Origin of the sequence: Pseudomonas karstica (genome assembly GCF_009707515.1) — a bacterium.
Taxonomy (GTDB): Bacteria; Pseudomonadota; Gammaproteobacteria; order Pseudomonadales; family Pseudomonadaceae; genus Aquipseudomonas; species Aquipseudomonas karstica.
Map to the genome: position 1 here is coordinate 63,096 of NZ_WLYI01000012.1, position 21,823 is coordinate 84,918.

The following is a 21,823-nucleotide window of genomic DNA, read 5'->3' on the forward strand; positions in this document are numbered from 1 at the left end:
GGCCGGTTTTGTATCTTAATAAAGAATTGAGTTGAGGAGTGGCAGCATGAGTCAGGAATGGGATGCCGGTCGGTTGGACAGCGACCTCGATGGCGTAGCTTTCGATACCCTGGCTGTGCGCGCGGGACAGCACCGCACACCGGAAGGTGAGCACGGTGAACCAATGTTCTTCACTTCCAGCTATGTATTCCGTACTGCTGCCGATGCGGCGGCGCGTTTTTCCGGTGAAGTACCGGGCAACGTCTATTCGCGCTACACCAACCCGACTGTGCGTGCGTTCGAGGAGCGTATCGCGGCGCTTGAGGGCGCAGAGCAAGCTGTTGCCACGGCAACGGGCATGGCCGCCATCCTGGCCGTCGTCATGAGCCTGTGCAGCGCGGGTGATCATGTATTGGTGTCCCGCAGCGTGTTTGGCTCGACCATCAGCCTGTTCGAGAAGTACTTCAAGCGCTTCGGCATTGAAGTGAACTACGTGCCGCTTGCGGAGCTGTCCGGTTGGGATGCGGCGATCAAGGCCAATACCAAGCTGCTGTTTGTCGAGTCGCCGTCCAATCCCCTGGCTGAATTGGTGGATATCGCCGCGTTGGCCGAAGTGGCCCACGCCAAGGGGGCGATGCTGGTGGTGGACAATTGCTTCTGCACCCCGGCACTGCAGCAACCGCTGAAGCTGGGCGCAGACATTGTCGTGCATTCGGCCACCAAGTTCATCGACGGCCAGGGCCGTTGCATGGGGGGAGTGGTCGCAGGTGCAAGTGAGCAGATGAAGGAAGTGGTGGGCTTCTTGCGCACGGCTGGTCCGACGCTGAGCCCATTTAATGCCTGGGTTTTCCTCAAGGGCCTGGAGACTCTTAGTCTGCGGATGAAGGCCCATTGTGCCAATGCCCAAGCGTTGGCCGAATGGCTGGAGCAGCAGGAAGGGATCGAAAAAGTCCATTACGCCGGCCTCAAGAGCCATCCGCAGCATGAGTTGGCCCAGCGCCAGCAGCGCGGCTTTGGTGCCGTGGTGAGTTTTGAAGTCCGGGGTGGCAAAGAGGGTGCCTGGCGCTTTATCGACGCGACCCGACTGATTTCGATCACTGCCAACCTGGGGGATAGCAAAACCACCATCACCCACCCAAGCACCACCTCCCATGGTCGCCTGGCGCCGCAGGAGCGGGAAGCAGCGGGCATTCGTGACAGTCTGATTCGTATCGCGGTGGGCCTGGAAGATGTAGCTGACTTGCAGGCAGACCTGGCCCGCGGGCTGGCGGCCCTGTGATCGAGTGGTCCATGGAAGCGGCAGGGGCCAGTAACGGTCGGGTCGCATTGGTCACGGGTGCGGCACGAGGCATCGGCCTGGGTATTGCCGCCTGGTTGGTCAGCGAGGGTTGGCAGGTGGTGCTGGCGGATCTGGATCGCGAGCGCGGCTCCAAGGTTTCCAAGGTACTGGGGGAGAATGCCTGGTTTATCACCATGGACGTGGCCGACGAGCAGCAGGTAGCCCTCGCAATTGCCGAAGTGCTTGGCCAGTTTGGACGCCTGGACGCGTTGGTGTGCAATGCGGCGGTGGCTGATCCGCGCAACATTACTTTGGAGAGCCTGGATCTGGCGTACTGGAATCGTGTAATGGCGGTCAATCTCAGCGGGCCGATGTTGCTGGCCAAGCACTGTGCGCCGTACCTGCGGGCCCATGGTGGTGCCATTGTCAATCTGGTGTCGACCCGGGCACGCCAGTCAGAGCCGGACACTGAGGCTTACGCCGCGAGCAAGGGTGGCCTGTTGGCCCTGACCCATGCGCTGGCCATCAGCCTGGGGCCGGAAGTGCGAGTCAATGCCGTCAGCCCTGGCTGGATCGATGCGCGTGACCCTGCTGCTCGCCGTGCCGAGCCGTTGACGGATGCTGATCACGCCCAGCATCCGGCGGGCCGGGTAGGGACGGTGGAGGATGTGGCGGCGATGGTGGCCTGGTTGTTGTCGCGTAATGCCGGGTTTGTCACGGGCCAGGAGTTTGTGGTGGACGGCGGGATGAGCAAGAAGATGATTTACAGCGAGTAAGGGCGGCGACGTTCTTGACGCTATTTTGTCTTTTTCAGAAAAACTTCAAGCGGGCTATTGACTTAGGTCCGCCACCTGCGTAAATTTCGCGGCCTCAACGAAGCAAAGGGTGATTAGCTCAGCTGGGAGAGCATCTGCCTTACAAGCAGAGGGTCGGCGGTTCGATCCCGTCATCACCCACCACTTCTTGAGAGTTTTACCTTCGGGTAAGACGCAACGTTAAAGGTTGCACCGACGCGCAGCGGTAGTTCAGTCGGTTAGAATACCGGCCTGTCACGCCGGGGGTCGCGGGTTCGAGTCCCGTCCGCTGCGCCATATTTCCAGGTCTGAATGTTCAGGCTTGAGATTGAACAGCCAAGGTTGTCCAGTCAGATGTTTGAAGGCCGTTGAAGGTGACACTTCAGCAGTCTGAGCGATACGCAGCGGTAGTTCAGTCGGTTAGAATACCGGCCTGTCACGCCGGGGGTCGCGGGTTCGAGTCCCGTCCGCTGCGCCATATCTGCATCAAGGCCCACTGAACGCCTTGAAGCACAAAGAAAGCCACTGGCTACTTTGATCCGATAGCAAACACCCTGGTCGAAAGACCGGGGTTTTTTGTGTCTGCGATTTGGCAAGCGTGCTCGGTCTGAGCGTGGAGTCGAAGTTGTTGCACCCCACGCAAGCTGTCCTTGCAATCAAAAACCCAGCTTATCCCGCAACCCGTAATACCAGGCTCCCAGCGCTGCAAATGGCGTGCGCAGCAATTGCCCGCCTGGGAATGGGTAGTGCGGCAGGTCGGCAAACGCATCAAAACGCTCTGCCTGACCTCTCAGCGCCTCGGCCAGTACCTTGCCCGCCAAGTGGGTGTACGTCACGCCATGGCCACTACAGCCCTGGGAGTAATAGATATTGTCTCCCAGGCGGCCGACTTGCGGTAGGCGCGATAAGGTCAGTAGGAAGTTTCCGGTCCAGGCGTAATCGATCTTCACATCCTTTAATTGCGGGAAGGCCTTGAGCATCTTCGGCCGGATGATCGCTTCAATATTTGCCGGGTCGCGCGCGCCGTACACCACGCCGCCGCCGAAGACCAGGCGTTTGTCACTGGTGAGGCGGTAATAGTCCAGCAGGTAGTTGCAGTCTTCGACACAGTAATCCTGGGGTAATAGCGTCTTGGCCAACTCATCGCCCAGTGGCGCAGTGGTGATGACCTGTGTGCCGCACGGCATCGACTTGGCCGCCAGTTCCGGCACGAGATTCCCCAGATAGGCGTTGCCGGCGACGATGATGAACTTGGCCCTGACCTTGCCTTGAGCGGTATGCACCACTGGATTGGCGCCGCGCTCAATGCGTATCGCAGCTGACTGCTCGTAGATCGTGCCACCTAGGGATTCCACTGCCGCCGCTTCGCCCAGGGCCAAGTTGAGTGGATGGATGTGTCCACCGCTCATGTCCAGCAGGCCACCCACGTAGTTTTCGCAGGCAACCACTTCGCGAATGCGACGCTCATCCAGCAGTTCAAGCTGGGTGTGTCCGTAGCGCTCCCACAAGCGCTTCTGCGACTCCAAGTGGCCCATGTGCTTGCTGTTGAGCGCAGCGAACACGCCGCCGTCCTTCAGGTCGCACTGGATCTGATATTTGGCCACCCGTTCACGAATGATCCTGCCACCTTCAAACGCCATCTGTCCCAGCAGCTGCGCCTGCTGAGGGCCGACGCTGCGCTCGATCACATCAATATCGCGGCTGTAGCTGTTGACGATCTGCCCACCGTTGCGCCCTGATGCGCCAAAACCCACCTTGGCGGCTTCCAGCACGGTTACGCGAAAGCCGTTCTCCAGTAGGAACAGGGCGCTGGAGAGGCCGGTATAGCCGGCGCCAATCACGCACACGTCAGTTTCGGCTTCGCCTTGCAGTGCGGGTCGGGACGGAACCGCATTGGCGGACGCGGCATAATACGATTGGGGGTAGGGTGCGTTCGACATCCTGTAACCTCTGTTCTATATTTTTTACGAGTGCGCCGATCCTACCTGAGTTGAAATTCCCCTGCCAGCTACCTGGACGCTATGACCCGGAGGGACGAAAGTAAAAAATTCGCATATTCATAGGGTTAGCTGCAAAAAAGAGGTTGACACCCTTGGTGAATTCCGTAGAATGCCGCCTCACAGCAGGCACGTAGCTCAGTTGGTTAGAGCACCACCTTGACATGGTGGGGGTCGTTGGTTCGAGTCCAATCGCGCCTACCAAACAAAATCCGCTCTGCTGGGCGGTCTAGAAGGGCTCACCGAAAGGTGAGCCCTTTTTTGTTGCTTACGATTTACAAAGCCCCTCCAAATGCCCCTCAGGCAGCGTTCAATCACCGACAAACTTTATTGGTTTGCAGCAACAATTTTTCTTGTTGGACACCTCCGGCTCCGAGCAGCAAAGATGCCTCCACTGACGCTCGACCTTCCGGGTCAATAATAAAAACCGAGCCGAGCTGCGCGCCATTTTCGAGAAGTGAGCCTTTTCACTACCTGCTTTATTGGCCTTGCAGCCCGCACTTAAGGACCTCGCCACTATGCAATCTGTTGTGAACCTATGGCCACTGATAGGCGTGCTCGTCATTGTGGTCGGCTTTGTATTGCGCTTCAATCCGCTACTGGTTGTGACAGCTGCGGCGATAGCCACCGGACTTGCCGCTCACTTTCCATTGGAAAAAATTCTCGCCACCATGGGCGATGGCTTCCTCCAGACCCGAGCCTTGCAACTGATCCTGTTGTTGCCGTTGGCCGTCATTGGCCTGCTGGAACGTCATGGTTTGCGACTGCATGCGCAAAATTGGATTGCGCGTTTCGAGCGGGCTACCGTCGGGCGCTTGTTGATTATCTATCTGTTTGTCCGTGAGTCCACAGCCGCCATGGGGCTGACCAGCCTTGGCGGGCACCCGCAGATGGTGCGTCCGTTGCTTGCACCCATGGCCGAGGGCGCCGCTGAAAAGCGCTATGGCAAATTGCCGGACAAGCTTCGCCACAAGGTCTTGGCCATGTGCGCAGCGACCGACAATGTGGGGCTGTTTTTTGGCGAAGATATCTTTGTCGCCTTTGGCGCGATTGCGTTGATGCACACCTTCCTGCTGGGCTCAGGTATTGATGTCGAGCCGTTGCATATCGCCGTCTGGGGCATACCCACCGCCATATGCGCCTTCATCATTCATGCGATCCGCCTGAACCGCTTTGATCGAATGCTTACCCGTGAACTCTTGCCTGTCGCACCGGTTGTCAACCAGGCGGAGTCAGCACAATGATCATCTCCATTCAATATCTGTACTGGCTGGCCGGGGTTTTGCTGCTGATCACCGCTGGCATGATTCTGGTCGACCGAACCCACCCCAAGCGTTGGTCCAGCTCACTGTTCTGGTTGTTGTTCGCAATTCCGTTCCTGGTGGGGGAGCGCCTGCCACCGGTTGCTATCGGCGTCGGGGTTGTATTGATGGCGCTTATCGCAGGCTTTGGTGGCGTAGGTCGTGGGGCCCATGCGCAGTTGCATGAGAAGGCTGCGCGAGCCAGTGCCGGCCGGTTAGGGCATAAGCTGTTTATTCCGGCCCTGGCGATTCCGTTGACTACGGTAATTGGTTCGGTACTGCTCAAGCACACCGAGATCGGTGGTGTGCCGCTGCTGGATCCGAAAAACACCACCTTCGTATCGCTGGGGCTTGGCTGCCTGATTGCCTTGGGGTTGGCCTGCTGGCTGACCCGGGACACCCCGGTGCAGGCCTTGCGTGAATCCCGGCGCCTGACCGAGGCGCTTGGCTGGGCGATGGTGCTGCCACAGATGTTGGCGATGCTGGGGTTACTGTTCAATGAAGCGGGCGTTGGTACTGCCGTGGCCCACGTCACCACCACCTATATCAACATGGACTTCAAGTTGGTGGCGGTGATGGTCTATGTATTGGGTATGGCACTGTTCACCGTGATCATGGGCAATGGTTTCGCGGCTTTTCCGGTGATGACCGGTGGCGTCGGCGTGCCGGTGCTGGTGGGTATTTACGGTGGCAACCCGGCGGTTATGGCCGCTATCGGTATGTTTTCCGGCTATTGCGGTACGCTGATGACGCCCATGGCGGCGAACTTCAATATCGTCCCGGCGGCACTGCTGGAGCTGCCGGATAAAAACGCAGTGATCAAGGCGCAGATGCCCACCGCGCTGATGATGCTGGTAGTCAATATCGTTCTTCTCTACCTGCTGATGTGAGGTGACAATGCGTACTGTATTGCTGACGGGTTTTGAGCCCTTTGATCAGAGCCCGGTCAACTCTTCCTGGGAGGCGGTACGGCAGTTGGATGGGGTGCTGTTGATGGATGATGTGCGAGTTGTGGTCGAGCAATTACCCTGCGCCTTTGCCACTGCGGGCGTTTGCTTGAAAGCGTTGCTGGATGAGCATCGACCGCAGATGGTCATCGCGACCGGCCTGGCTCCGGGGCGCAGTGAGATGTCCATTGAGCGGGTGGCGATCAACCTCAACGATGCGCGGATCCCGGACAACCTTGGCGAGCAACCCATCGACACGCCTGTAGTCCCGGGTGGTCCGGCAGCCTACTTCAGCACGCTGCCTATCAAGGCTATGGTGCAGGCGCTGCGCGAAGCGGGAATACCCGCCTCGGTCTCGCAAACGGCTGGTACCTTTGTGTGTAATCAGGTGTTCTACAGTTTGCAGCATGCTCTTGCCGGGTCGACGGTGCGCAGCGGGTTTATCCATGTGCCACCCCTGCCTGAGCAGGCGACACGTACGGTATCGGGACAGCCTTTGTTGGCGCTGGCAGCACAGGTTGAAGGGCTGCGGATGGCGGTGCTGACAGCGTGGAATACCCGCGTGGATATAGCGCAAACGGGAGGGCAGATCAGCTGATGAGTATACCTCTCATGCTTCCCGATCCATCTGGCATGTTAACTGGGCGACACCCATAGCCGACTAGCAGGACCATGCCCAGGTTGCAATAAAGGGCTTGAGGTGGATGCCCGCAGGATTCGCCTGCCGTGAGTTTACAAGCTGGCGGTCGAGCCGTAGATTGCCTCAAGCAAGTGATTCGCCAGGACCCAGATCGGGTGACGAAAGCAAGAGGAAGCCGAGCAGTGTCCACTAAAGGTTCAGCCGTATTTGATAAGCGGTACCGCGCATTCCTGTTTGACATGGACGGGACCCTCCTCAACTCCATTGCCGCCGCCGAGCGGGTCTGGACCACCTGGGCCGAGCGCCATGGCCTGGATGTACCGGCCTTCCTGGCCACCATCCATGGCGCGCGGGCCATCGATACCATTACGCGGCAGGCCTTGCCCGGTGTCGATGCACGTACTGAGGCCCAATGGATTACCGAGGCTGAAATCGCGGATGTGGAAGGCGTGGTGGCGATTGCTGGTGCCGTTGAGTTTCTGCAGACGCTGCCCGCTGATCAATGGGCACTGGTCACGTCTGCACCCAAGGCTTTGGCTCTGCGGCGCCTGCAAGCGGCCGGTATCACCCCGCCGGCAGCCATGGTGACGGCCGAGGATGTTGCCAGTGGTAAGCCTGATCCTGCGTGCTATGTGTTGGGGGCGCAACGATTGGGTGTGGCGGTGCAGGATTGCCTGGTGTTCGAGGATGCGACTGTTGGCATTCATGCCGGTGAGGCATCGGGCGCGGACGTCATGGTTGTTACGGCTGTGCACTTGACACCCTTGGTGACGGAGCATCCGTCGATTGCCGGGTATGAGTTTGTGCAGGCTTCTCGTGATGAGTCTGGACTCTTGCAATTACAGTGTCCGGTGTCATAGCGGTCTTGGGTGATGGAAAGAAAATCAGGGTGAGGTTTTCTGGTGGTCGTCGCCAAAGGCGCGACGGTACAGTTTTCGATGAATGGCAGACTGGATCGGCTTGAGGCAGAAAAAAAACAAATAGCCACACAACAACAGTGTCAAGTTCAGCCATGAGCGGGCGTCGGGGTTGTCAACATTGTCAATTTCGAGCGTGAGGCTATACCCCACTGCGACGAAGAGCAGCCCGATCAAGAGGACAATGATCCAGGATCTTGAGAAATAAGGCTGTTTGGGGGGTCGCCTCATCAACGTGCTCCTGAGCACTCAGCAGGTTTTAAATGACTTGTAACGAGATTTGGCTGCTAAATTGGCCGCAAGTTCCCTTGGTGTCCTGGCGGCTTTCGTGCGCGATGGCTGGCCTGGGCTAATCGGGTAGACGCTTGCCATTAAGTGAGAGGGGGTGCCCATCATGTTGACTCACTGGTTTCTCGCCGCTGTTCATCTGCTGGCCTTTGCCACGGCCCTGGCGTCAGTGCTGGCCCGCGGCAAGGGGTTACGTGGCCTGGCGAATACTGGGCCCTCGGCGGTACCGAGCGTATTGCTCGCGGACAATGTTTGGGGAATCAGCGCCCTGGTACTGTTGATCACGGGAGGGCTGCGAGCCTTCGGCGGATATGAAAAGGGCACCGAGTACTACCTGCATCAGCCGCTGTTCCACCTGAAGATGACGCTATTGCTTTTTATCCTGTTGCTGGAAATCCAACCGATGATCCGCTTGATCAAATGGCGTATCGCGTTGGCTCGCGGCGGTGCACTGGATTTGCACAAGGCAGGATTTTTTGCACGCATCAGCCATGTGCAGGCATTACTGATTGTGCTGATGCTCGTCGCCGCAACCGGCATGGCGCGTGGCATCGGGCTCGGCTAAGCGGGCAATGAACTTTTTTGAGGGGGGAGAGCAGGTTCCTGTGCTTCGGCCTGGCCAAACCGAAGAGGCTTTCGCCAGCCGTTACAGTGAACGAAAAGGCTGGCTACTGGAGGCGCTTTAAGATGTTTAGTTTTTCTCCGGAGCCGTCAGGCCTGCCTGGATACGTTGGTAAATTTCCTCGCGGTGCACGGCAACATCTTTGGGAGCATTGATGCCGATTCGTACTTGCTGGCCGCTAACGCCCAGAATGGTGATCGTGATGTCATCACCGATGTTTATGCTTTCACCGACTTTGCGGGTGAGTATCAGCATGATCTTCTCCTTGATTACTTTGAAGGACACACGTTCAGACAGTGCAGATGTCGGCTGTGTATAGATTACTGTGGAGTTGCTTCCCTGTGGCTGCTTTTTTCAGACGCATAAAGGCAGTATTAATTCCCATGGCGCCATCATACAGGTCTGCGAAACATCATTTGCATTGTTTAAGGCAGCGTTTATGAGGGTCAGAATAGGTAGTGAATGATAAAGTTGCCTTTTTGATCCTCAAAGGAGCAGGGCAGTGCGTAAAGTAGCGATGGCAGTTGTGGTATTGGCATTGACCGGTTGCGGCGAGGGCCGAAGTGTCGATGCTCCCAAGACCAAGCCTACCGTTACCGAGGCTCAACCCCAGGCTTCGGCGATTGCGGCCCAGGAGTGGGATGTCTGGGTTGGTCCTCCGGACCATAAGCTGCAGGCGTTGACGGACCTGACTGCGTGGTTGCTTGAGCATGGTTTCAGTTTTTATCTGGTCAAGGAAGACGGTAAGGACCAGGTTCTGCTCGGGCCGTTCAGCACCAAGGCCGAGGCTGAGGCGAAGCAGGCGCAATTAACGGAAAAACTGCTCAAGGCCAAGAAAAACGACACGGTATCGCAAGTCATTGAACATAAGGTCTTACAGTAAGAAGGTGGCGAGCGGGATGTTACTGGTCCCGCTCGCTTATCTCCCTTCAGCCGCAGGCTTTCAGGTTGACCGGGCCGACAAACTCATTGCCCCGCCCCATTACGCACGCCACGGTTTGATTGCGTTGGCGTTCCCAGCGTTGCGCCGGGTAAGTCCTGTTCCACACTTCGTACAGGCGGCGGTCCTGTTTTGACAAGCGCAAGCCGTACTGCTTGCTCATGTAAAAGTAAGTGCGGGCGATCATGCCGCGAATGGAGGGCCGAGGCATGACCTTCCTGGCTTTGAAGTCCACCTGGGTCAAGCAAGAGCCATATTGCCCGCTTTGCACCGGCAACCAGCCAAAGCTGAAGTTATTACGGTCCCCGTTGACCTCGCCGATGCTCGGTACCAAGTTGTGCAGGTCAGCTTCGGCACGTTTGTAGACGTCATCGCTACGGGTGCAGTTCTTGCGTCCGCCGTTCTTCCAGCACTGGCGCTGATGACCGATCTGCCAGGCGGGAACAATATGTTCCCACTCGATTCGCGCCGCCCGGTTGGCGTTCTTGCGCGGAATATAGCCACAGGCCTTCAGGTCCACGCGGTTACCCGTGTATTTGCAGCCGCAATAAAATTCTGTGGATTGCGGGGCGTAGAGTTTCCAGGCGACTTTCTTGGCTTCACTGAATGAACGAGGTGCCTGGGCGTTTGCGGTGACAGCGAAAAACAGACAACACAGAGTAATAAAACGCAGACTCATTGACTCAATCTTCCTTCGGCACAACCCAGAAAATTTGCACGCCGCCGTCATCGCGATGGGCGAGGGTGACGTTGTCGTTTTCCGCAATTTCTTCCAGTAGGCGTGCCCATTCGTCCTCCGGCTCATCCGGCAAGCGAAAGATCAAGGCAGCCTTGGCTTTCTGGGCATTGGTCGAGTTGATGATTTTTTGCACACGGATCGCCAGGCGTTCGTAGGCATCGGGTGGGGTGAGTGCTGCAGAGGAAGGCTTTGCCACGGAGTGATCCTTATTAAGCTGTACGAACATACAGTATTTAACTGTGGGTAAATTCGCAACTGCTTAAAATCCAAGAAGCTCCCTTGGACCGTGGTTTATTTGTTTTTATGCAAAGTGGCTTTGTTTTTTAAAGATTTTTTGAGGAACAAGACCCAGGAAGGTAAACCCACTCACGGTACGCCGCGAGTGGGTGGTGGCCCAACCATCAAGGCCAGGTCGAGGGAGGATCAATATTCCCAGAACATCCGTTGCAACTCTTTGCTGTCCTGAGTCTTGGTCAGGGCGACCATGGCCAGGATGCGAGCTTTCTGTGGGTTCAGGTCATGGGCAACGACCCAGTCATATTTGTCATCAGGCTGTTCGGCGTTACGCAGGACGAAACCGCCAGCATTGACGTGGGAAGAACGAATGATCTGTACGCCTTCCTTACGCAGTTCCTGCAGGGCTGGCACGACTTTGGACGATACTGAGCCGTTGCCGGTACCGGCGTGGATGATGGCTTTGGCGCCAGCCTGGGCCAGGGCTTTATAAGCGGTATCACTTACGTTGCCATAGGAGTAGGCGATTTCGACGTCTGGCAGGCTTTTGATGGTTTTGATATCGAATTCCGAACCCATGGTGTGGCGCTTGGCTGGCAGGCGGAACCAGTAGGATTTGCCTTCTACTACCATGCCCAGCGGGCCCCATGGGCTTTTGAACGCTTCAGTCTTGATGTTGATCATTTTGCTGACATCACGACCCGACTGGATCTCGTCGTTCATGGTCACCAGCACACCCTTGCCGCGAGCGTCTTTGCTGCCGGCGACTGCCACGGCGTTGTACAGGTTGAGCATACCGTCAGCCGACATCGCGGTGCCTGGGCGCATGGAGCCGACGACCACGATGGGCTTGTCGGTTTTTTCCACGAGGTTAAGGAAGTAGGCGGTTTCTTCCAGGGTATCGGTACCGTGGGTGATCACAATGCCATCCACGTCCTTGCTGTCGGCCAATTCGGCGACGCGACGACCCAGCTGCAGCAGGTTTTCGTTGTTGATGCTTTCGGAGGCGATTTGCATTACTTGCTCGCCGCGAACGTTGGCGATCTGGCTAAGCTCGGGAACGCCAGCGATCAACTGCTCGATGCCGACCTTGGCGGCCTGGTAGGTCGCACTGTTGGCAGCGCTGGCGCCAGCGCCGGCGATGGTGCCACCCGTGGCGAGGATCACCACGTTGGACAGTTTGGTCTTGGTTTCAACTTCTTTTGCCTGGGTGGCAACAGGGAGCAGCAGCAGGAGGGCCAACGCGCCCGGAACAAAGCTCTTGAGTGCAGATTTCATTATTTTTCTCTCTGGTTTTTGATGAGTGCTGGTGCAGGCTCATCTAGAAACACCCGGGCAGATCTGAAGCCACGAGGTGCTGTGTAAGAGCAGGATTTGTACCAGTAGGGTTTTGTTCGGTTATTTATTTCAACATATTGATTTATATAGGTATTTTCTAGATTATTGCGATAATTAATCAATGTTCCTGTCCGGCTTTCCGAACAAAGGAGGGGCTTGTGTTCGGTTGTCCGAAAAGCAAGCTGGAAAGTGGTTGGAGTAACCCTCTGAATAAACCAACTGTTGTCACTGCAGAGAACGATTAACTGACAGAAATGTTTATCGAGTTCGGCAACTTGGCTGTAGGGCACGACTTAGAGCGGATTCAGACAAAGGCTTTATCTTTCGTTGACAAATCTCGACAAGATTCGCATAGTTTGTTCAACGCAAACGTTTGCGAGTTGTTTCGCGGGTACTCCATGAGTGCCGTGAACATTCGTATCAGCCATCCTGGATGGGAAGGTTGCCGAAGCGTTCTTCGGTGCAAGCGTTGCTCACAATAATCATAAGATCGGAGTGAACCCATGAAGCTGCCATTTGCTGGACGTCTTCTTGCTGTCGCTGTGCTTGCCGCCGCATCCGCTGCTCTGCCCCTCTCCAATGCATTCGCCGATGACACCGCCGCCAAACCCAAGGTCGGCCTGGTGATGAAGTCCCTCGCCAACGAGTTTTTTGTCACGATGCAAGATGGCGCCAAGGAGTACCAGAAAGCCCACTCCGCCGACTTTGAAATGATCACCAACGGTATCAAGAACGAAACCGATACCTCCGCTCAGATTGATATCGTCAATCAGATGATCCTGGCGAAAGTGAATGCAATCGTCATCGCGCCTGCCGATTCCAAGGCTCTGGTCACCGTACTGAAGAAAGCCTCCGATGCCGGTATCAAGGTCGTCAATATCGATAACCGCCTGGATCCGGATGTACTGAAAAGCAAAAGTCTCACTATTCCCTTCGTTGGCCCTGACAACCGCAAGGGTTCACGCCTGGTGGGTGATTACCTGGCCAAGCAACTGGCCGCAGGTGACAAGGTCGGCATTATTGAAGGTGTACCGACCACCACTAACGCCCAGCAGCGTACCGCAGGCTTCAAGGATGCGATGGATGCTGCCGGCATGAAGATCGTTTCCACTCAATCCGGTAACTGGGAAATCGATCAAGGGCAAAAAGTGGCCTCTGCCATGTTGAGCGAATACCCGGACCTCAAGGCACTGTTGGCGGGTAACGACAACATGGCCCTGGGCGCTGTTTCTGCGGTACGCGCTGCAGGCAAGGCGGGCAAGGTTCAGGTGGTGGGCTACGACAACATCGTGGCCATCAAGCCGATGCTGCAGGACGGTCGTGTCCTGGCGACCGCCGACCAGGCTGCCGCCCAGCAAGCGGTCTTCGGCATCCAGAATGCACTGAAGTTGATCAAGGGTGAAAAAGTAGACGCCGTTGATGGAGTGATCGAAACCCCGGTCGAACTCGTTCTCAAGCAGTAATTCCTGATTGCACCCAACAACGTCCGCTCTACGTGAGCGGACGCCTGGAGACTTTTGTATGTCATCTTGCGCATCGAACGCTGTCCTCTCGGTCAGCGGTATCGGCAAGACCTATACCCAACCGGTCCTGACCGACATCACCCTTACGCTCAATCGCGGGGAAGTGTTAGCGCTGACTGGTGAGAACGGTGCAGGCAAAAGCACGTTGTCGAAGATCATTGGTGGCCTGGTCACACCGACGACCGGGCAAATGCAGTTCAATGGCCAGGCCTTCGCCCCGGGCAGTCGTACCCAGGCCGAGGAGCAGGGGGTGCGCATGGTCATGCAGGAGCTCAACCTGCTGCCCACCCTGACGGTGGCCGAGAACCTGTTTTTGCACAACCTGCCTAACCACGGTGGCTGGATCAGCCGCAAGCAATTGCGCAAGGCTGCCATCGAAGCCATGGCCCAGGTCGGTCTCGACGCTATTGACCCGGACACCCTGGTCGGCAGCCTGGGTATGGGTCACCAGCAGATGGTCGAGATTGCCCGCAACTTGATCGGCGACTGTCGTGTGCTGATTCTCGACGAGCCGACGGCGATGCTGACGGCTCGGGAAGTCGAGATGCTGTTCGAACAAATCACCCGCCTGCAGGCTCGGGGCGTGGCGATTATCTATATCTCCCATCGGTTGGAAGAGCTGGCCCGCGTCGCCCAACGCATTGCGGTATTGCGTGACGGCAACCTGGTGTGTGTCGAACCGATGGTCAATTACAACAGTGAGCAACTGGTCACGTTGATGGTCGGCCGCGAGCTGGGCGAAAAGATCGACCTGGGCCCACGTACGATTGGCGCACCCGCGCTGACGGTAAAAGGCCTGACCCGCTCGGATAAGGTCCGCGATGTGTCCTTTGAAGTGCGTGCCGGTGAAATATACGGAATCTCCGGTCTGATCGGCGCCGGCCGTACCGAGTTATTGCGCCTGATCTTTGGTGCGGACCTGGCCGACAGCGGCACCGTCGCCCTGGGCTCGCCTGCTCAGGTGGTGAGCATCCGCTCTCCAGTGGATGCGGTTGGTCACGGCATAGCCCTGATCACCGAAGACCGAAAGGGCGAAGGCTTGCTGCTGACCCAATCGATCAGCGCCAATATTGCTTTGGGCAATATGCCGAAGGTTTCCAGCGCTGGCCTGGTCAACGGTCGCGACGAAACTGCCCTGGCCAAGCGCCAAGTCGACGCCATGCGAATCCGCAGTTCCAGCCCGTCACAGTTGGTGTCCGAGTTGTCGGGCGGCAACCAGCAGAAAGTGGTGATTGGCCGCTGGCTGGAGCGTGATTGTGCGGTGATGCTGTTCGATGAGCCGACCCGTGGTATCGACGTCGGCGCCAAATTCGATATTTATGCCTTGCTCGGTGAGTTGACGCGCCAGGGCAAAGCGCTAGTGGTGGTGTCCAGCGACCTGCGTGAGTTGATGCTGATCTGCGATCGGATCGGCGTGCTGTCCGCCGGGCGCCTGATCGAGACCTTCGAGCGCGATAGCTGGACCCAGGACGAATTGCTCGCCGCCGCGTTTGCCGGCTATCAGAAACGTGATGCGTTGCTCAACGAAGCGGCGCCTAGGAATACCCCATGAAAACTGCACCTTCTGCCGCGAAACGTAGTGGCAACTTCTACGGCCTGGGTACTTACCTGGGCCTGGCCGGCGCATTGCTGGCGATGATTGCGCTGTTCTCGTTCCTGAGTGACCACTTCCTGTCCTATGGCACCTTCAGCACCCTGGCCAACCAGATTCCAGACTTGATGGTGCTGGCGGTGGGCATGACCTTCGTCCTGATCATCGGCGGCATTGATCTATCGGTGGGCTCGGTGCTGGCCCTGGCGGCGTCCGCCGTCAGCGTGGCGATCCTCGGCTGGGGCTGGAGCGTACTGCCGGCTGCACTGCTGGGCATGGGTTGCGCGGCGCTGGCGGGAACCATTACCGGCTCTATCACCGTAGCCTGGCGTATCCCGTCATTTATCGTTTCCCTAGGCGTACTGGAAATGGCCCGCGGTGTGGCGTACCAGATGACTGGCTCGCGTACCGCGTATATCGGCGACTCCTTTGCCTGGTTGTCAAACCCGATTGCCTTTGGTATTTCGCCTTCGTTCATCATCGCCTTTTTGGTGATCATTGCTGCCCAGTTCATATTGACCCGGACGGTATTCGGTCGTTATCTGATCGGTATTGGCACCAACGAAGAGGCCGTGCGACTGGCGGGGATCAATCCCAAGCCCTATAAAGTGTTGGTGTTTAGCCTGATGGGGTTGCTGGCCGGTGTTGCAGCGCTATTCCAGATTTCCCGCCTGGAAGCAGCGGACCCGAATGCCGGTTCCGGCCTGGAACTGCAAGTGATCGCAGCGGTGGTGATTGGTGGTACCAGCCTGATGGGTGGTCGTGGCTCAGTCATCAGTACTTTCTTCGGCGTGCTGATCATTTCGGTACTGGCGGCAGGGCTGGCGCAGATTGGTGCTACCGAGCCAACCAAGCGCATCATTACCGGTGCGGTGATCGTGATCGCAGTGGTGCTGGATACCTATCGCAGCCAGCGCGCCAGTCGGCGGGCCTGAGTCATGGCAACCATCAAGGATGTGGCGGCGTTGGCGGGGATTTCCTATACCACGGTGTCCCATGTAGTGAACAAGTCCCGTCCAGTCAGCGAGCCTGTACGGATCAAGGTCGAAGCAGCCATCAAGCAGCTCGATTATGTGCCCAGCGCCGTCGCACGTTCACTGAAGGCCAAGACCACCGCGACCATCGGTTTGCTGGTGCCCAATAGCCTCAACCCGTATTTCGCGGAGTTGGCCCGGGGTATCGAGGATTACTGCGAGCGTAACGGTTACTGTGTGATCCTCTGCAACTCCGACGATAACGCTGAAAAGCAGCGCAGTTATCTAAGGGTTCTGCTGGAGAAGCGTATCGACGGGTTGATCGTGACCTCGGTTGGCGGCGACGACAGCGGCCTGGCCACGGGATTGAAAGCCGTGCGCACACCTATGGTCATTGTCGACCGGGCGCTGGATGGTATTGATGTCGACCTGGTGCGCATCGATCACGAACAAGGCGCCTACCTGGCGACTTGGCATTTGCTGGAGTTGGGGCATCGAGATATTGCCTGCATCGGCGGGCCAGGGCATACCCGGGTGGCGCAAATGCGTCTGGCGGGCTATTACCGTGCCTTGAGCGAGGCTGGGGTTGAGGTGGCAGGTGGTCGGGTGCTGGAGAGCGACTTCACCAGTACCGGCGGCTATGCAGCTGCGGCACAATTGCTGGCGGACAGCCCTCCCAGCGCAATTTTTGCCGGCAACGACATGATCGGCTTCGGTGTATTGCGCGCCGCTGCCGAGCGCAATATCCGCGTGCCCGGTGAGCTGTCGGTGATCGGTTTTGATGATATTCAGATGAGCCGCTATGTCTATCCGGCACTGACCACGGTGGGCCAGTCAATCCTGCAACTGGGGGAGATGGCGGCAGAGCTTTTACTGCGACGAATTGCGACCCCCCAATTGCCGGTCGATCAACGCATCGTGACGCCAAGTATTGTTTTGCGTGAGTCCACGGCGCCATTGGCCAGTGTGTTCACCCGATATCGCTGAACCGAATTGATGAGTACTGATGTATGCCAGCAAAAAACGTAGTGGTAGTAGGCAGCCTGAACATGGACCTGGTCACCCGGGCCACTCGGCTGCCCCGCGCCGGTGAAACCCTGATCGGCCAATCCTTTTTCACCGTGCCGGGAGGCAAGGGCGCCAACCAGGCGGTCGCGGCGGCGCGCCTGGGTGCAAGTGTTGCCATGGTGGGGTGCGTGGGCACCGATGCGTATGGCGTTCAACTGCGGGATGCGTTGCTGGTGGAGGGTATTGATTGCCAGGCTGTCAGCGAGGTGGACGGCTCCAGCGGTGTGGCGCTGATTGTGGTGGATGACAGCAGTCAGAATGCAATTGTCATTGTTGCTGGCAGTAACGGCCAACTTACGCCTGCTTCATTGCAGGCGTTCGACAGCGTGCTGCAGGCCGCTGACGTGATCGTCTGCCAGCTTGAGGTGCCGATGGACACCGTGGGTCACACTCTCAAGCGCGGCCGCGAACTGGGCAAGACCGTGATCCTCAATCCAGCCCCTGCCAGCGGTCCATTGCCCGAGGAGTGGTATGCCTCGATCGACTACCTGATTCCCAATGAGAGTGAGGCTTGGGCCTTGAGCGGCGTAGTGGTCGACTCTCTGGACACGGCCAAGGCCGCGGCCACGCGCCTGATCAAGGCCGGTGCTGGCAAAGTAATTATTACCCTCGGTGCCCAAGGCGCACTTTTTGCCGATGGGCACGCTTTCGAGCACCTCGAGGCGCCCAAGGTCAAGGCAGTGGATACCACTGCTGCCGGTGACACCTTTGTGGGCGGTTTTGCGGCGGCGCTAGCCAACGGTAAGCGCGAAGCCGAGGCCATTCGTTTTGGTCAGGTCGCAGCGGCGTTGTCGGTCACCCGTGCCGGTGCGCAACCCTCCATCCCGACGCTGCTTGATGTTCAAGGTTTTGATCCCTCATGAAAAAGACACCCTTACTCAATATCGCCCTGTCGCGGCTGATTGCTTCCCTTGGTCACGGCGACATCCTGGTGATCGGGGATGCTGGTTTGCCGGTACCTCCGGGCGTCGAATTGATTGACCTGGCGTTGACAAAGGGTATTCCCGACTTCATCAGCACCCTGCGTATCGTGCTCAGTGAGATGCAGGTGGAAAGCCATGTGCTGGCCGAAGAGATTCTGCTCAAGCAGCCGCCGGCACTGGCTGACCTGAACCTACTGAGTGAACAGGCGGCCCTTGGTGAGCGCCGCTTGCTCAGCCATGAAGCATTCAAGCAACTCAGCCGCAAGGCCAGGGCTGTGGTGCGTACTGGCGAGTGTCAGCCCTACTGCAATATCGCACTGGTCTCCGGTGTGACCTTCTAGAATTTCCCAACGACAAGGAGTGCGTCATGCAACCTGGTACCCAAACCCTGAGACAACTGTTCCGGAGTGTGCTGCTTTTGTCCGTGCTAACTGCTGCAAACGCCCAGGCGGCGGAAAAAATCGACCTGATCATCGACACCGATCCTGGTGCCGATGATGTGGTTGCGCTGTTGTTTGCCATGGCATCCCCGGAAGAACTGAGCATTCGCGCACTGACCACGGTTGCCGGCAACGTGCGCCTGGACAAGACGTCCCGCAATGCGCGCCTGGCCCGCGAGTGGGCAGGGCGTGAGGAAATCCCGGTCTATGCCGGTGCACCGAAGCCGCTGCTGCGCACGCCGATATATGCTGAGAATATTCATGGTAAGGAAGGCATTTCCGGTGTCGCTGTGCATGAGCCCAAAAAAGGCCTGGCCGAGGGTAATGCCGTCGACTACCTGATCAAGACCCTGAGCACTGCCAAGCCCCACAGCATCACTATCGCCATGCTTGGCCCACAGACCAACCTGGCCCTGGCGCTGACCCAGGCACCTGAAATCACCCAAGGCATCAAGGAAGTGGTGGTAATGGGCGGGGCGCACTTCAACGGTGGCAACATTACGCCGGTGGCAGAGTTCAACCTGTTCGCAGATCCTATTGCGGCAGAAATTGTGCTCAAGAGTGGTGTCAAACTGACCTACCTGCCCCTGGACGTGACCCACAAGGTCCTGACCAGTGAAGCGCGCCTGAAGAAAATCGCTGGCCTGAAGAACAACGCCAGCAAGGTCGTCGGCGATATTCTCAATGAATACGTCAAGGGTGACATGGAGCACTACGGCATTCCTGGGGGGCCGGTGCATGATGCCACCGTGATCGCCTATCTGCTCAAGCCGGAACTGTTCAGCGGGCGCCAGGCCAATATGGTAGTGGATAGCCGTGAAGGCCCGACCTTCGGCCAGACCATCGTCGATTGGTACGATGGCCTGAAGCAGGAAAAGAATGTGTTCTGGGTTGAAAACGGCGACGCCCAAGGCTTCTTCGACCTGTTGACCGAGCGCCTTGCGCGTCTGAAGTAAGCTGTTTTCCGGTCGACGCCTGTCGGCCGGGTCTTATTCGCGTTCGGGGTCTTGCGCCCCCATATGATCGGCCGGGTATTTCTCGAATACCTGGTCGATGAACGCTTGCGCAGCTTGGGTTCCCAGCTCCTTGACCAGCAGGTCTATGCCGATGATTGCCAGCTCTTCCGGGCTTCCGGGGCTGTAGGAGCTTTGCCCTTGGGGCCACTTGGCTTTGATGTCAGCATGGAGGGTTACGGTGGTCATGGGGGTCTCGCGGGTCTGGTTGGACGTCGTCTAGCCTGCAGAGTTAAGCATTTTGCGCGGCATTTGGCACTGCTACTTAGGCATGGGGGGAGGGCTGTGCGACACTGTTGCCCTGTTTAATTGCCAGGAAAAGCCGCGTGCAGATCGATTTGAACAACCCCGAGAGCCTGACGCTGGAGGCTGTTCGCCAGTTGCTTGCATCGGCCAGCGACAATGTTCACACCCAGTTGCGGGTCACCAAGGGTGGCATTGCCTATCTATCTTCGGGTGTGGTGGGAGGCGTGGATATCGACGGGCTGCTGTTTCGCCTCGAGACGTGGGCGGCCGGGTCCGGTTATGTCGGCAACGTGGCGGCCAGTGATGAAGTGTGGGTAATGCAGATTTTCAATGCACTCAAGCAGAACTGGCCAAATCCGCCGTTCGACTACATTGACATCTACTAATATTCGTTCATATCTGGTGACGATTGTTTCACAAAGACCAGGCGTCGAGTCAGGCAGACTTGCCGGGCACAGTTACATTTCTGAAACCTATTCTCGAAACCGCTGTCGCACGATCTCTGTCCATTTTTCTCAAAGGAGGCTTCATGCCTTGGAAGCTTGCATCATTCGGTACCTTGTTCGCTGCGCTCGTTTTGGCTGGCTGTAGCACCCCAGGTACCTCTGAGCCGGCCAAAGACGCTGCGGCGTCTGACTCAGGCCATAGCCGCTGTGAGGCGAAAGCTGCCGAGTTCACCATTGGCCAGAAAGCTTCGCCCCAGCTACTGGAGCAGGCCCGTACGCGCGCTGGCGCGCAGAACGCGCGAATCCTCAAGCCCAACGACATGATCACCCTGGAGTATCGCTCCGACCGCCTGAATCTCAATACTGACGATAATCTGGTGATCACCCGCGTCAATTGCGGCTGATGTGCAAGCGGCTTTCGCAGCGCCCATAAAAAACCCCGTCACATGGACGGGGTTTTTTAATTCGCGGAGAAATTACTCAGCGCGAACTTGCTCAGCTTGCATACCTTTTTGGCCTTTCGCAGCCACGAAGGAAACGGTTTGGCCTTCTTTCAGGCTTTTGAAACCGTCGCTTTCGATAGCTTTGAAGTGTACGAACAGGTCGTCACCGCCACCTTGAGGAGTGATGAAGCCGAAGCCTTTTTCATCGTTGAACCATTTAACGGTGCCGGTTTGGCGATTAGACATGGTGTATCTCCAAGAAACATATATTTTCAGTAGTGCTGTGCTGCTCAGGCCAACTGGGCACACCGGGCTATCATAGTCGAAATGTTCGGCTTGGGAGCCCCCCCAAGGCATTGTTTGCTAATCAATCGCGTTGTGTTTCATGCCTTGCCTGGCTGAAAGCCCCGATCTACGGGGCTTTTGTGCGAAATATCAGCTGGTAAAAAAAGCCGTAAAAGCTGCGCAATTTGTGAGAAAAGGCAGTTTTCAGGCTATTTTTTCGTCAAAAAAACAGCCTGAACGGTGGTCGAGGTTACTTTTTCTTCACGACTTTGCAGGACGAAATAGCCGTGACCGCCTTGTTTTTGAGGTCTTGGCTGGCGTTCTGGTTGGTCATGAGTTCCTTGATTTCCGCAGTGCTCAGTTCGGCATTGATCTTGTCAGCGCCGCATTCGCAGTGGGCTTTGGCGGTCTTCACGTCCACGTTCTGGCTGGCGGCTGTGCTGCAGTCATTAACGAAGCTGTCACGGGCGCCGGCTGGCCAGTTCGACGGGGCTGCTGCCTGTGCGCCGAGGGACGCGAGGGTCAGGGAAGCGGCGAGAGCGAGGGTCGAGGTAAAACGCATCATGAAATGCTCCTTTGAGTCGAGGGCGAACGGCGATTCTCAGTGGGTTTGAGGCCCGACGTACAGCTCAAGTTCACTTTTGCAGTTATAAAATCGGGATTTTGTTCTTGCCTGGAATGGTGTCGGCGCGATGACCGTTCATCTGTGCTAGCATCTTGCGCTTGGCAATTTCCAGGCGTGCCATTTGCCGCCTTGCCATGATCTTCTGTTTAACTCCAGTCACTCTGGTTCGATTATCGGTTGGCCGAAAGGCTCCTGCCGCTGTAAGGCAGGCGTTCATCACTGAACGGCCTG

Annotated in this window: 27 protein-coding genes and 4 tRNA genes; 21 read left to right on the forward strand and 10 right to left on the reverse strand. The window is 57.3% G+C overall.

Annotation, left to right across the window (positions count from 1 at the left end):
• Window positions 1-46: 46 nt before the first annotated feature.
• From GIR22_RS10720 to GIR22_RS10740, 5 genes are all read left to right on the forward strand, one after another.
• On the forward strand, window positions 47-1,258 hold the full coding sequence (locus GIR22_RS10720) for an O-succinylhomoserine sulfhydrylase (RefSeq protein WP_154743308.1): 1,212 nt from the start codon (window positions 47-49) through the stop codon (window positions 1,256-1,258).
• 11 nt (window positions 1,259-1,269) lie between these two features.
• Entirely contained in the window at window positions 1,270-2,034 is a 765-nt protein-coding gene (locus GIR22_RS10725) for an SDR family oxidoreductase (protein ID WP_154743309.1), read from the forward strand.
• A gap of 107 nt (window positions 2,035-2,141) precedes the next feature.
• Window positions 2,142-2,217 (forward strand) — tRNA-Val (locus GIR22_RS10730).
• A gap of 55 nt (window positions 2,218-2,272) precedes the next feature.
• Window positions 2,273-2,349 (forward strand) — tRNA-Asp (locus tag GIR22_RS10735).
• Between the two features lie 104 nt (window positions 2,350-2,453).
• Window positions 2,454-2,530 (forward strand) — tRNA-Asp (locus tag GIR22_RS10740).
• Between the two features lie 178 nt (window positions 2,531-2,708).
• On the opposite strand, the gene GIR22_RS10745 is transcribed toward GIR22_RS10740, so the two are convergent.
• Window positions 2,709-3,992 (reverse strand): NAD(P)/FAD-dependent oxidoreductase, encoded by a 1,284-nt coding sequence (locus GIR22_RS10745; RefSeq protein ID WP_154743310.1) that lies wholly within the window; start codon window positions 3,990-3,992, stop codon window positions 2,709-2,711.
• 184 nt (window positions 3,993-4,176) lie between these two features.
• Here GIR22_RS10745 and GIR22_RS10750 point away from each other — a divergent pair.
• The 5 genes from GIR22_RS10750 to GIR22_RS10770 all read left to right on the forward strand — a co-directional run bounded on the left by GIR22_RS10750 (window position 4,177) and on the right by GIR22_RS10770 (window position 7,797).
• A tRNA-Val gene (locus GIR22_RS10750) sits at window positions 4,177-4,253 on the forward strand.
• Between the two features lie 314 nt (window positions 4,254-4,567).
• On the forward strand, window positions 4,568-5,293 hold the full coding sequence (locus tag GIR22_RS10755) for a DUF969 domain-containing protein (RefSeq protein ID WP_154743311.1): 726 nt from the start codon (window positions 4,568-4,570) through the stop codon (window positions 5,291-5,293).
• A complete protein-coding gene (locus GIR22_RS10760; RefSeq protein WP_154743312.1) occupies window positions 5,290-6,240 on the forward strand; it encodes a DUF979 domain-containing protein in 951 nt (316 codons plus the stop codon). Before GIR22_RS10755 ends, GIR22_RS10760 begins: the two co-directional genes overlap by 4 nt.
• Before the next feature lie 7 nt (window positions 6,241-6,247).
• Window positions 6,248-6,895: a pyroglutamyl-peptidase I gene (gene pcp, locus GIR22_RS10765; protein ID WP_154743313.1), complete on the forward strand. Its 648-nt coding sequence runs from the start codon at window positions 6,248-6,250 to the stop codon at window positions 6,893-6,895.
• Between the two features lie 224 nt (window positions 6,896-7,119).
• Window positions 7,120-7,797, forward strand: a complete 678-nt coding sequence (locus GIR22_RS10770; protein ID WP_178122196.1) for an HAD-IA family hydrolase — start codon at window positions 7,120-7,122, stop codon at window positions 7,795-7,797.
• A 24-nt stretch (window positions 7,798-7,821) separates the two neighbouring features.
• On the opposite strand, the gene GIR22_RS10775 is transcribed toward GIR22_RS10770, so the two are convergent.
• Window positions 7,822-8,085, reverse strand: coding sequence for a hypothetical protein (locus GIR22_RS10775; protein WP_154743314.1), 264 nt, complete (start codon window positions 8,083-8,085; stop codon window positions 7,822-7,824).
• Between the two features lie 163 nt (window positions 8,086-8,248).
• Here GIR22_RS10775 and GIR22_RS10780 point away from each other — a divergent pair, with 163 nt between their 5' ends.
• On the forward strand, window positions 8,249-8,707 hold the full coding sequence (locus GIR22_RS10780; protein ID WP_154743315.1) for a DUF2214 family protein: 459 nt from the start codon (window positions 8,249-8,251) through the stop codon (window positions 8,705-8,707).
• Between the two features lie 126 nt (window positions 8,708-8,833).
• On the opposite strand, the gene csrA is transcribed toward GIR22_RS10780, so the two are convergent.
• Window positions 8,834-9,019, reverse strand: coding sequence for a carbon storage regulator CsrA (csrA, locus tag GIR22_RS10785; protein ID WP_154743316.1), 186 nt, complete (start codon window positions 9,017-9,019; stop codon window positions 8,834-8,836).
• Window positions 9,020-9,281: 262 nt separating this feature from the next.
• On the opposite strand from csrA, the gene GIR22_RS10790 reads away from it, so the two are divergent.
• Window positions 9,282-9,647: an SPOR domain-containing protein gene (locus tag GIR22_RS10790; protein ID WP_154743375.1), complete on the forward strand. Its 366-nt coding sequence runs from the start codon at window positions 9,282-9,284 to the stop codon at window positions 9,645-9,647.
• Window positions 9,648-9,693: 46 nt separating this feature from the next.
• Here the strand turns inward: GIR22_RS10790 and GIR22_RS10795 are convergent, their stop codons facing one another.
• The 3 genes from GIR22_RS10795 to GIR22_RS10805 all read right to left on the reverse strand — a co-directional run bounded on the left by GIR22_RS10795 (window position 9,694) and on the right by GIR22_RS10805 (window position 11,955).
• Window positions 9,694-10,383 carry an endonuclease gene (locus tag GIR22_RS10795; RefSeq protein ID WP_154743317.1) on the reverse strand — a complete coding sequence of 230 codons (690 nt, stop codon included), beginning with the start codon at window positions 10,381-10,383 and terminating at the stop codon, window positions 9,694-9,696.
• A gap of 4 nt (window positions 10,384-10,387) precedes the next feature.
• A complete protein-coding gene (locus tag GIR22_RS10800) occupies window positions 10,388-10,639 on the reverse strand; it encodes a DUF1654 domain-containing protein (protein ID WP_178122197.1) in 252 nt (83 codons plus the stop codon).
• 227 nt (window positions 10,640-10,866) lie between these two features.
• Window positions 10,867-11,955, reverse strand: a complete 1,089-nt coding sequence (locus tag GIR22_RS10805) for an asparaginase (protein ID WP_154743319.1) — start codon at window positions 11,953-11,955, stop codon at window positions 10,867-10,869.
• 563 nt (window positions 11,956-12,518) lie between these two features.
• Here GIR22_RS10805 and GIR22_RS10810 point away from each other — a divergent pair.
• From GIR22_RS10810 to GIR22_RS10840, 7 genes are read left to right on the forward strand one after another with little or no spacing between them, the layout of a single operon-like run.
• A complete protein-coding gene (locus GIR22_RS10810; protein WP_154743320.1) occupies window positions 12,519-13,478 on the forward strand; it encodes a sugar ABC transporter substrate-binding protein in 960 nt (319 codons plus the stop codon).
• A 58-nt stretch (window positions 13,479-13,536) separates the two neighbouring features.
• The gene (locus tag GIR22_RS10815; protein WP_154743321.1) at window positions 13,537-15,090 is read left to right on the forward strand and encodes a sugar ABC transporter ATP-binding protein; all 1,554 of its coding nucleotides are present in this window, start codon (window positions 13,537-13,539) and stop codon (window positions 15,088-15,090) included.
• Entirely contained in the window at window positions 15,087-16,064 is a 978-nt protein-coding gene (locus GIR22_RS10820) for an ABC transporter permease (protein WP_154743322.1), read from the forward strand. The genes GIR22_RS10815 and GIR22_RS10820 overlap by 4 nt, the downstream gene beginning before the upstream one ends.
• Before the next feature lie 3 nt (window positions 16,065-16,067).
• Complete coding sequence (locus GIR22_RS10825; protein ID WP_154743323.1) at window positions 16,068-17,090, forward strand: LacI family DNA-binding transcriptional regulator; 1,023 nt, start codon at window positions 16,068-16,070, stop codon at window positions 17,088-17,090.
• Window positions 17,091-17,113: 23 nt separating this feature from the next.
• A complete protein-coding gene (gene rbsK, locus GIR22_RS10830) occupies window positions 17,114-18,034 on the forward strand; it encodes a ribokinase (RefSeq protein WP_154743324.1) in 921 nt (306 codons plus the stop codon).
• Window positions 18,031-18,435 (forward strand): D-ribose pyranase, encoded by a 405-nt coding sequence (rbsD, locus tag GIR22_RS10835; protein WP_154743325.1) that lies wholly within the window; start codon window positions 18,031-18,033, stop codon window positions 18,433-18,435. Before rbsK ends, rbsD begins: the two co-directional genes overlap by 4 nt.
• A gap of 26 nt (window positions 18,436-18,461) precedes the next feature.
• Window positions 18,462-19,490, forward strand: coding sequence for a nucleoside hydrolase (locus tag GIR22_RS10840; RefSeq protein ID WP_154743326.1), 1,029 nt, complete (start codon window positions 18,462-18,464; stop codon window positions 19,488-19,490).
• 33 nt (window positions 19,491-19,523) lie between these two features.
• Here GIR22_RS10840 and GIR22_RS10845 read toward each other — a convergent pair whose 3' ends face one another.
• Complete coding sequence (locus GIR22_RS10845; RefSeq protein ID WP_154743327.1) at window positions 19,524-19,736, reverse strand: hypothetical protein; 213 nt, start codon at window positions 19,734-19,736, stop codon at window positions 19,524-19,526.
• A 137-nt stretch (window positions 19,737-19,873) separates the two neighbouring features.
• Between GIR22_RS10845 and GIR22_RS10850 the strand changes: the two genes are divergently transcribed.
• Both GIR22_RS10850 and GIR22_RS10855 read left to right on the forward strand, forming a co-directional pair.
• Window positions 19,874-20,179, forward strand: coding sequence for a hypothetical protein (locus tag GIR22_RS10850; RefSeq protein WP_178122198.1), 306 nt, complete (start codon window positions 19,874-19,876; stop codon window positions 20,177-20,179).
• Window positions 20,180-20,322: 143 nt separating this feature from the next.
• The gene (locus GIR22_RS10855) at window positions 20,323-20,643 is read left to right on the forward strand and encodes an I78 family peptidase inhibitor (RefSeq protein WP_154743329.1); all 321 of its coding nucleotides are present in this window, start codon (window positions 20,323-20,325) and stop codon (window positions 20,641-20,643) included.
• A 72-nt stretch (window positions 20,644-20,715) separates the two neighbouring features.
• Here the strand turns inward: GIR22_RS10855 and GIR22_RS10860 are convergent, their stop codons facing one another.
• The 3 genes from GIR22_RS10860 to GIR22_RS10870 all read right to left on the reverse strand — a co-directional run bounded on the left by GIR22_RS10860 (window position 20,716) and on the right by GIR22_RS10870 (window position 21,809).
• Window positions 20,716-20,928, reverse strand: a complete 213-nt coding sequence (locus tag GIR22_RS10860; RefSeq protein WP_047571823.1) for a cold-shock protein — start codon at window positions 20,926-20,928, stop codon at window positions 20,716-20,718.
• 289 nt (window positions 20,929-21,217) lie between these two features.
• A complete protein-coding gene (locus tag GIR22_RS10865; protein WP_154743330.1) occupies window positions 21,218-21,532 on the reverse strand; it encodes a hypothetical protein in 315 nt (104 codons plus the stop codon).
• An 82-nt stretch (window positions 21,533-21,614) separates the two neighbouring features.
• Window positions 21,615-21,809 carry a hypothetical protein gene (locus tag GIR22_RS10870; RefSeq protein WP_154743331.1) on the reverse strand — a complete coding sequence of 65 codons (195 nt, stop codon included), beginning with the start codon at window positions 21,807-21,809 and terminating at the stop codon, window positions 21,615-21,617.
• Window positions 21,810-21,823: the final 14 nt, after the last annotated feature.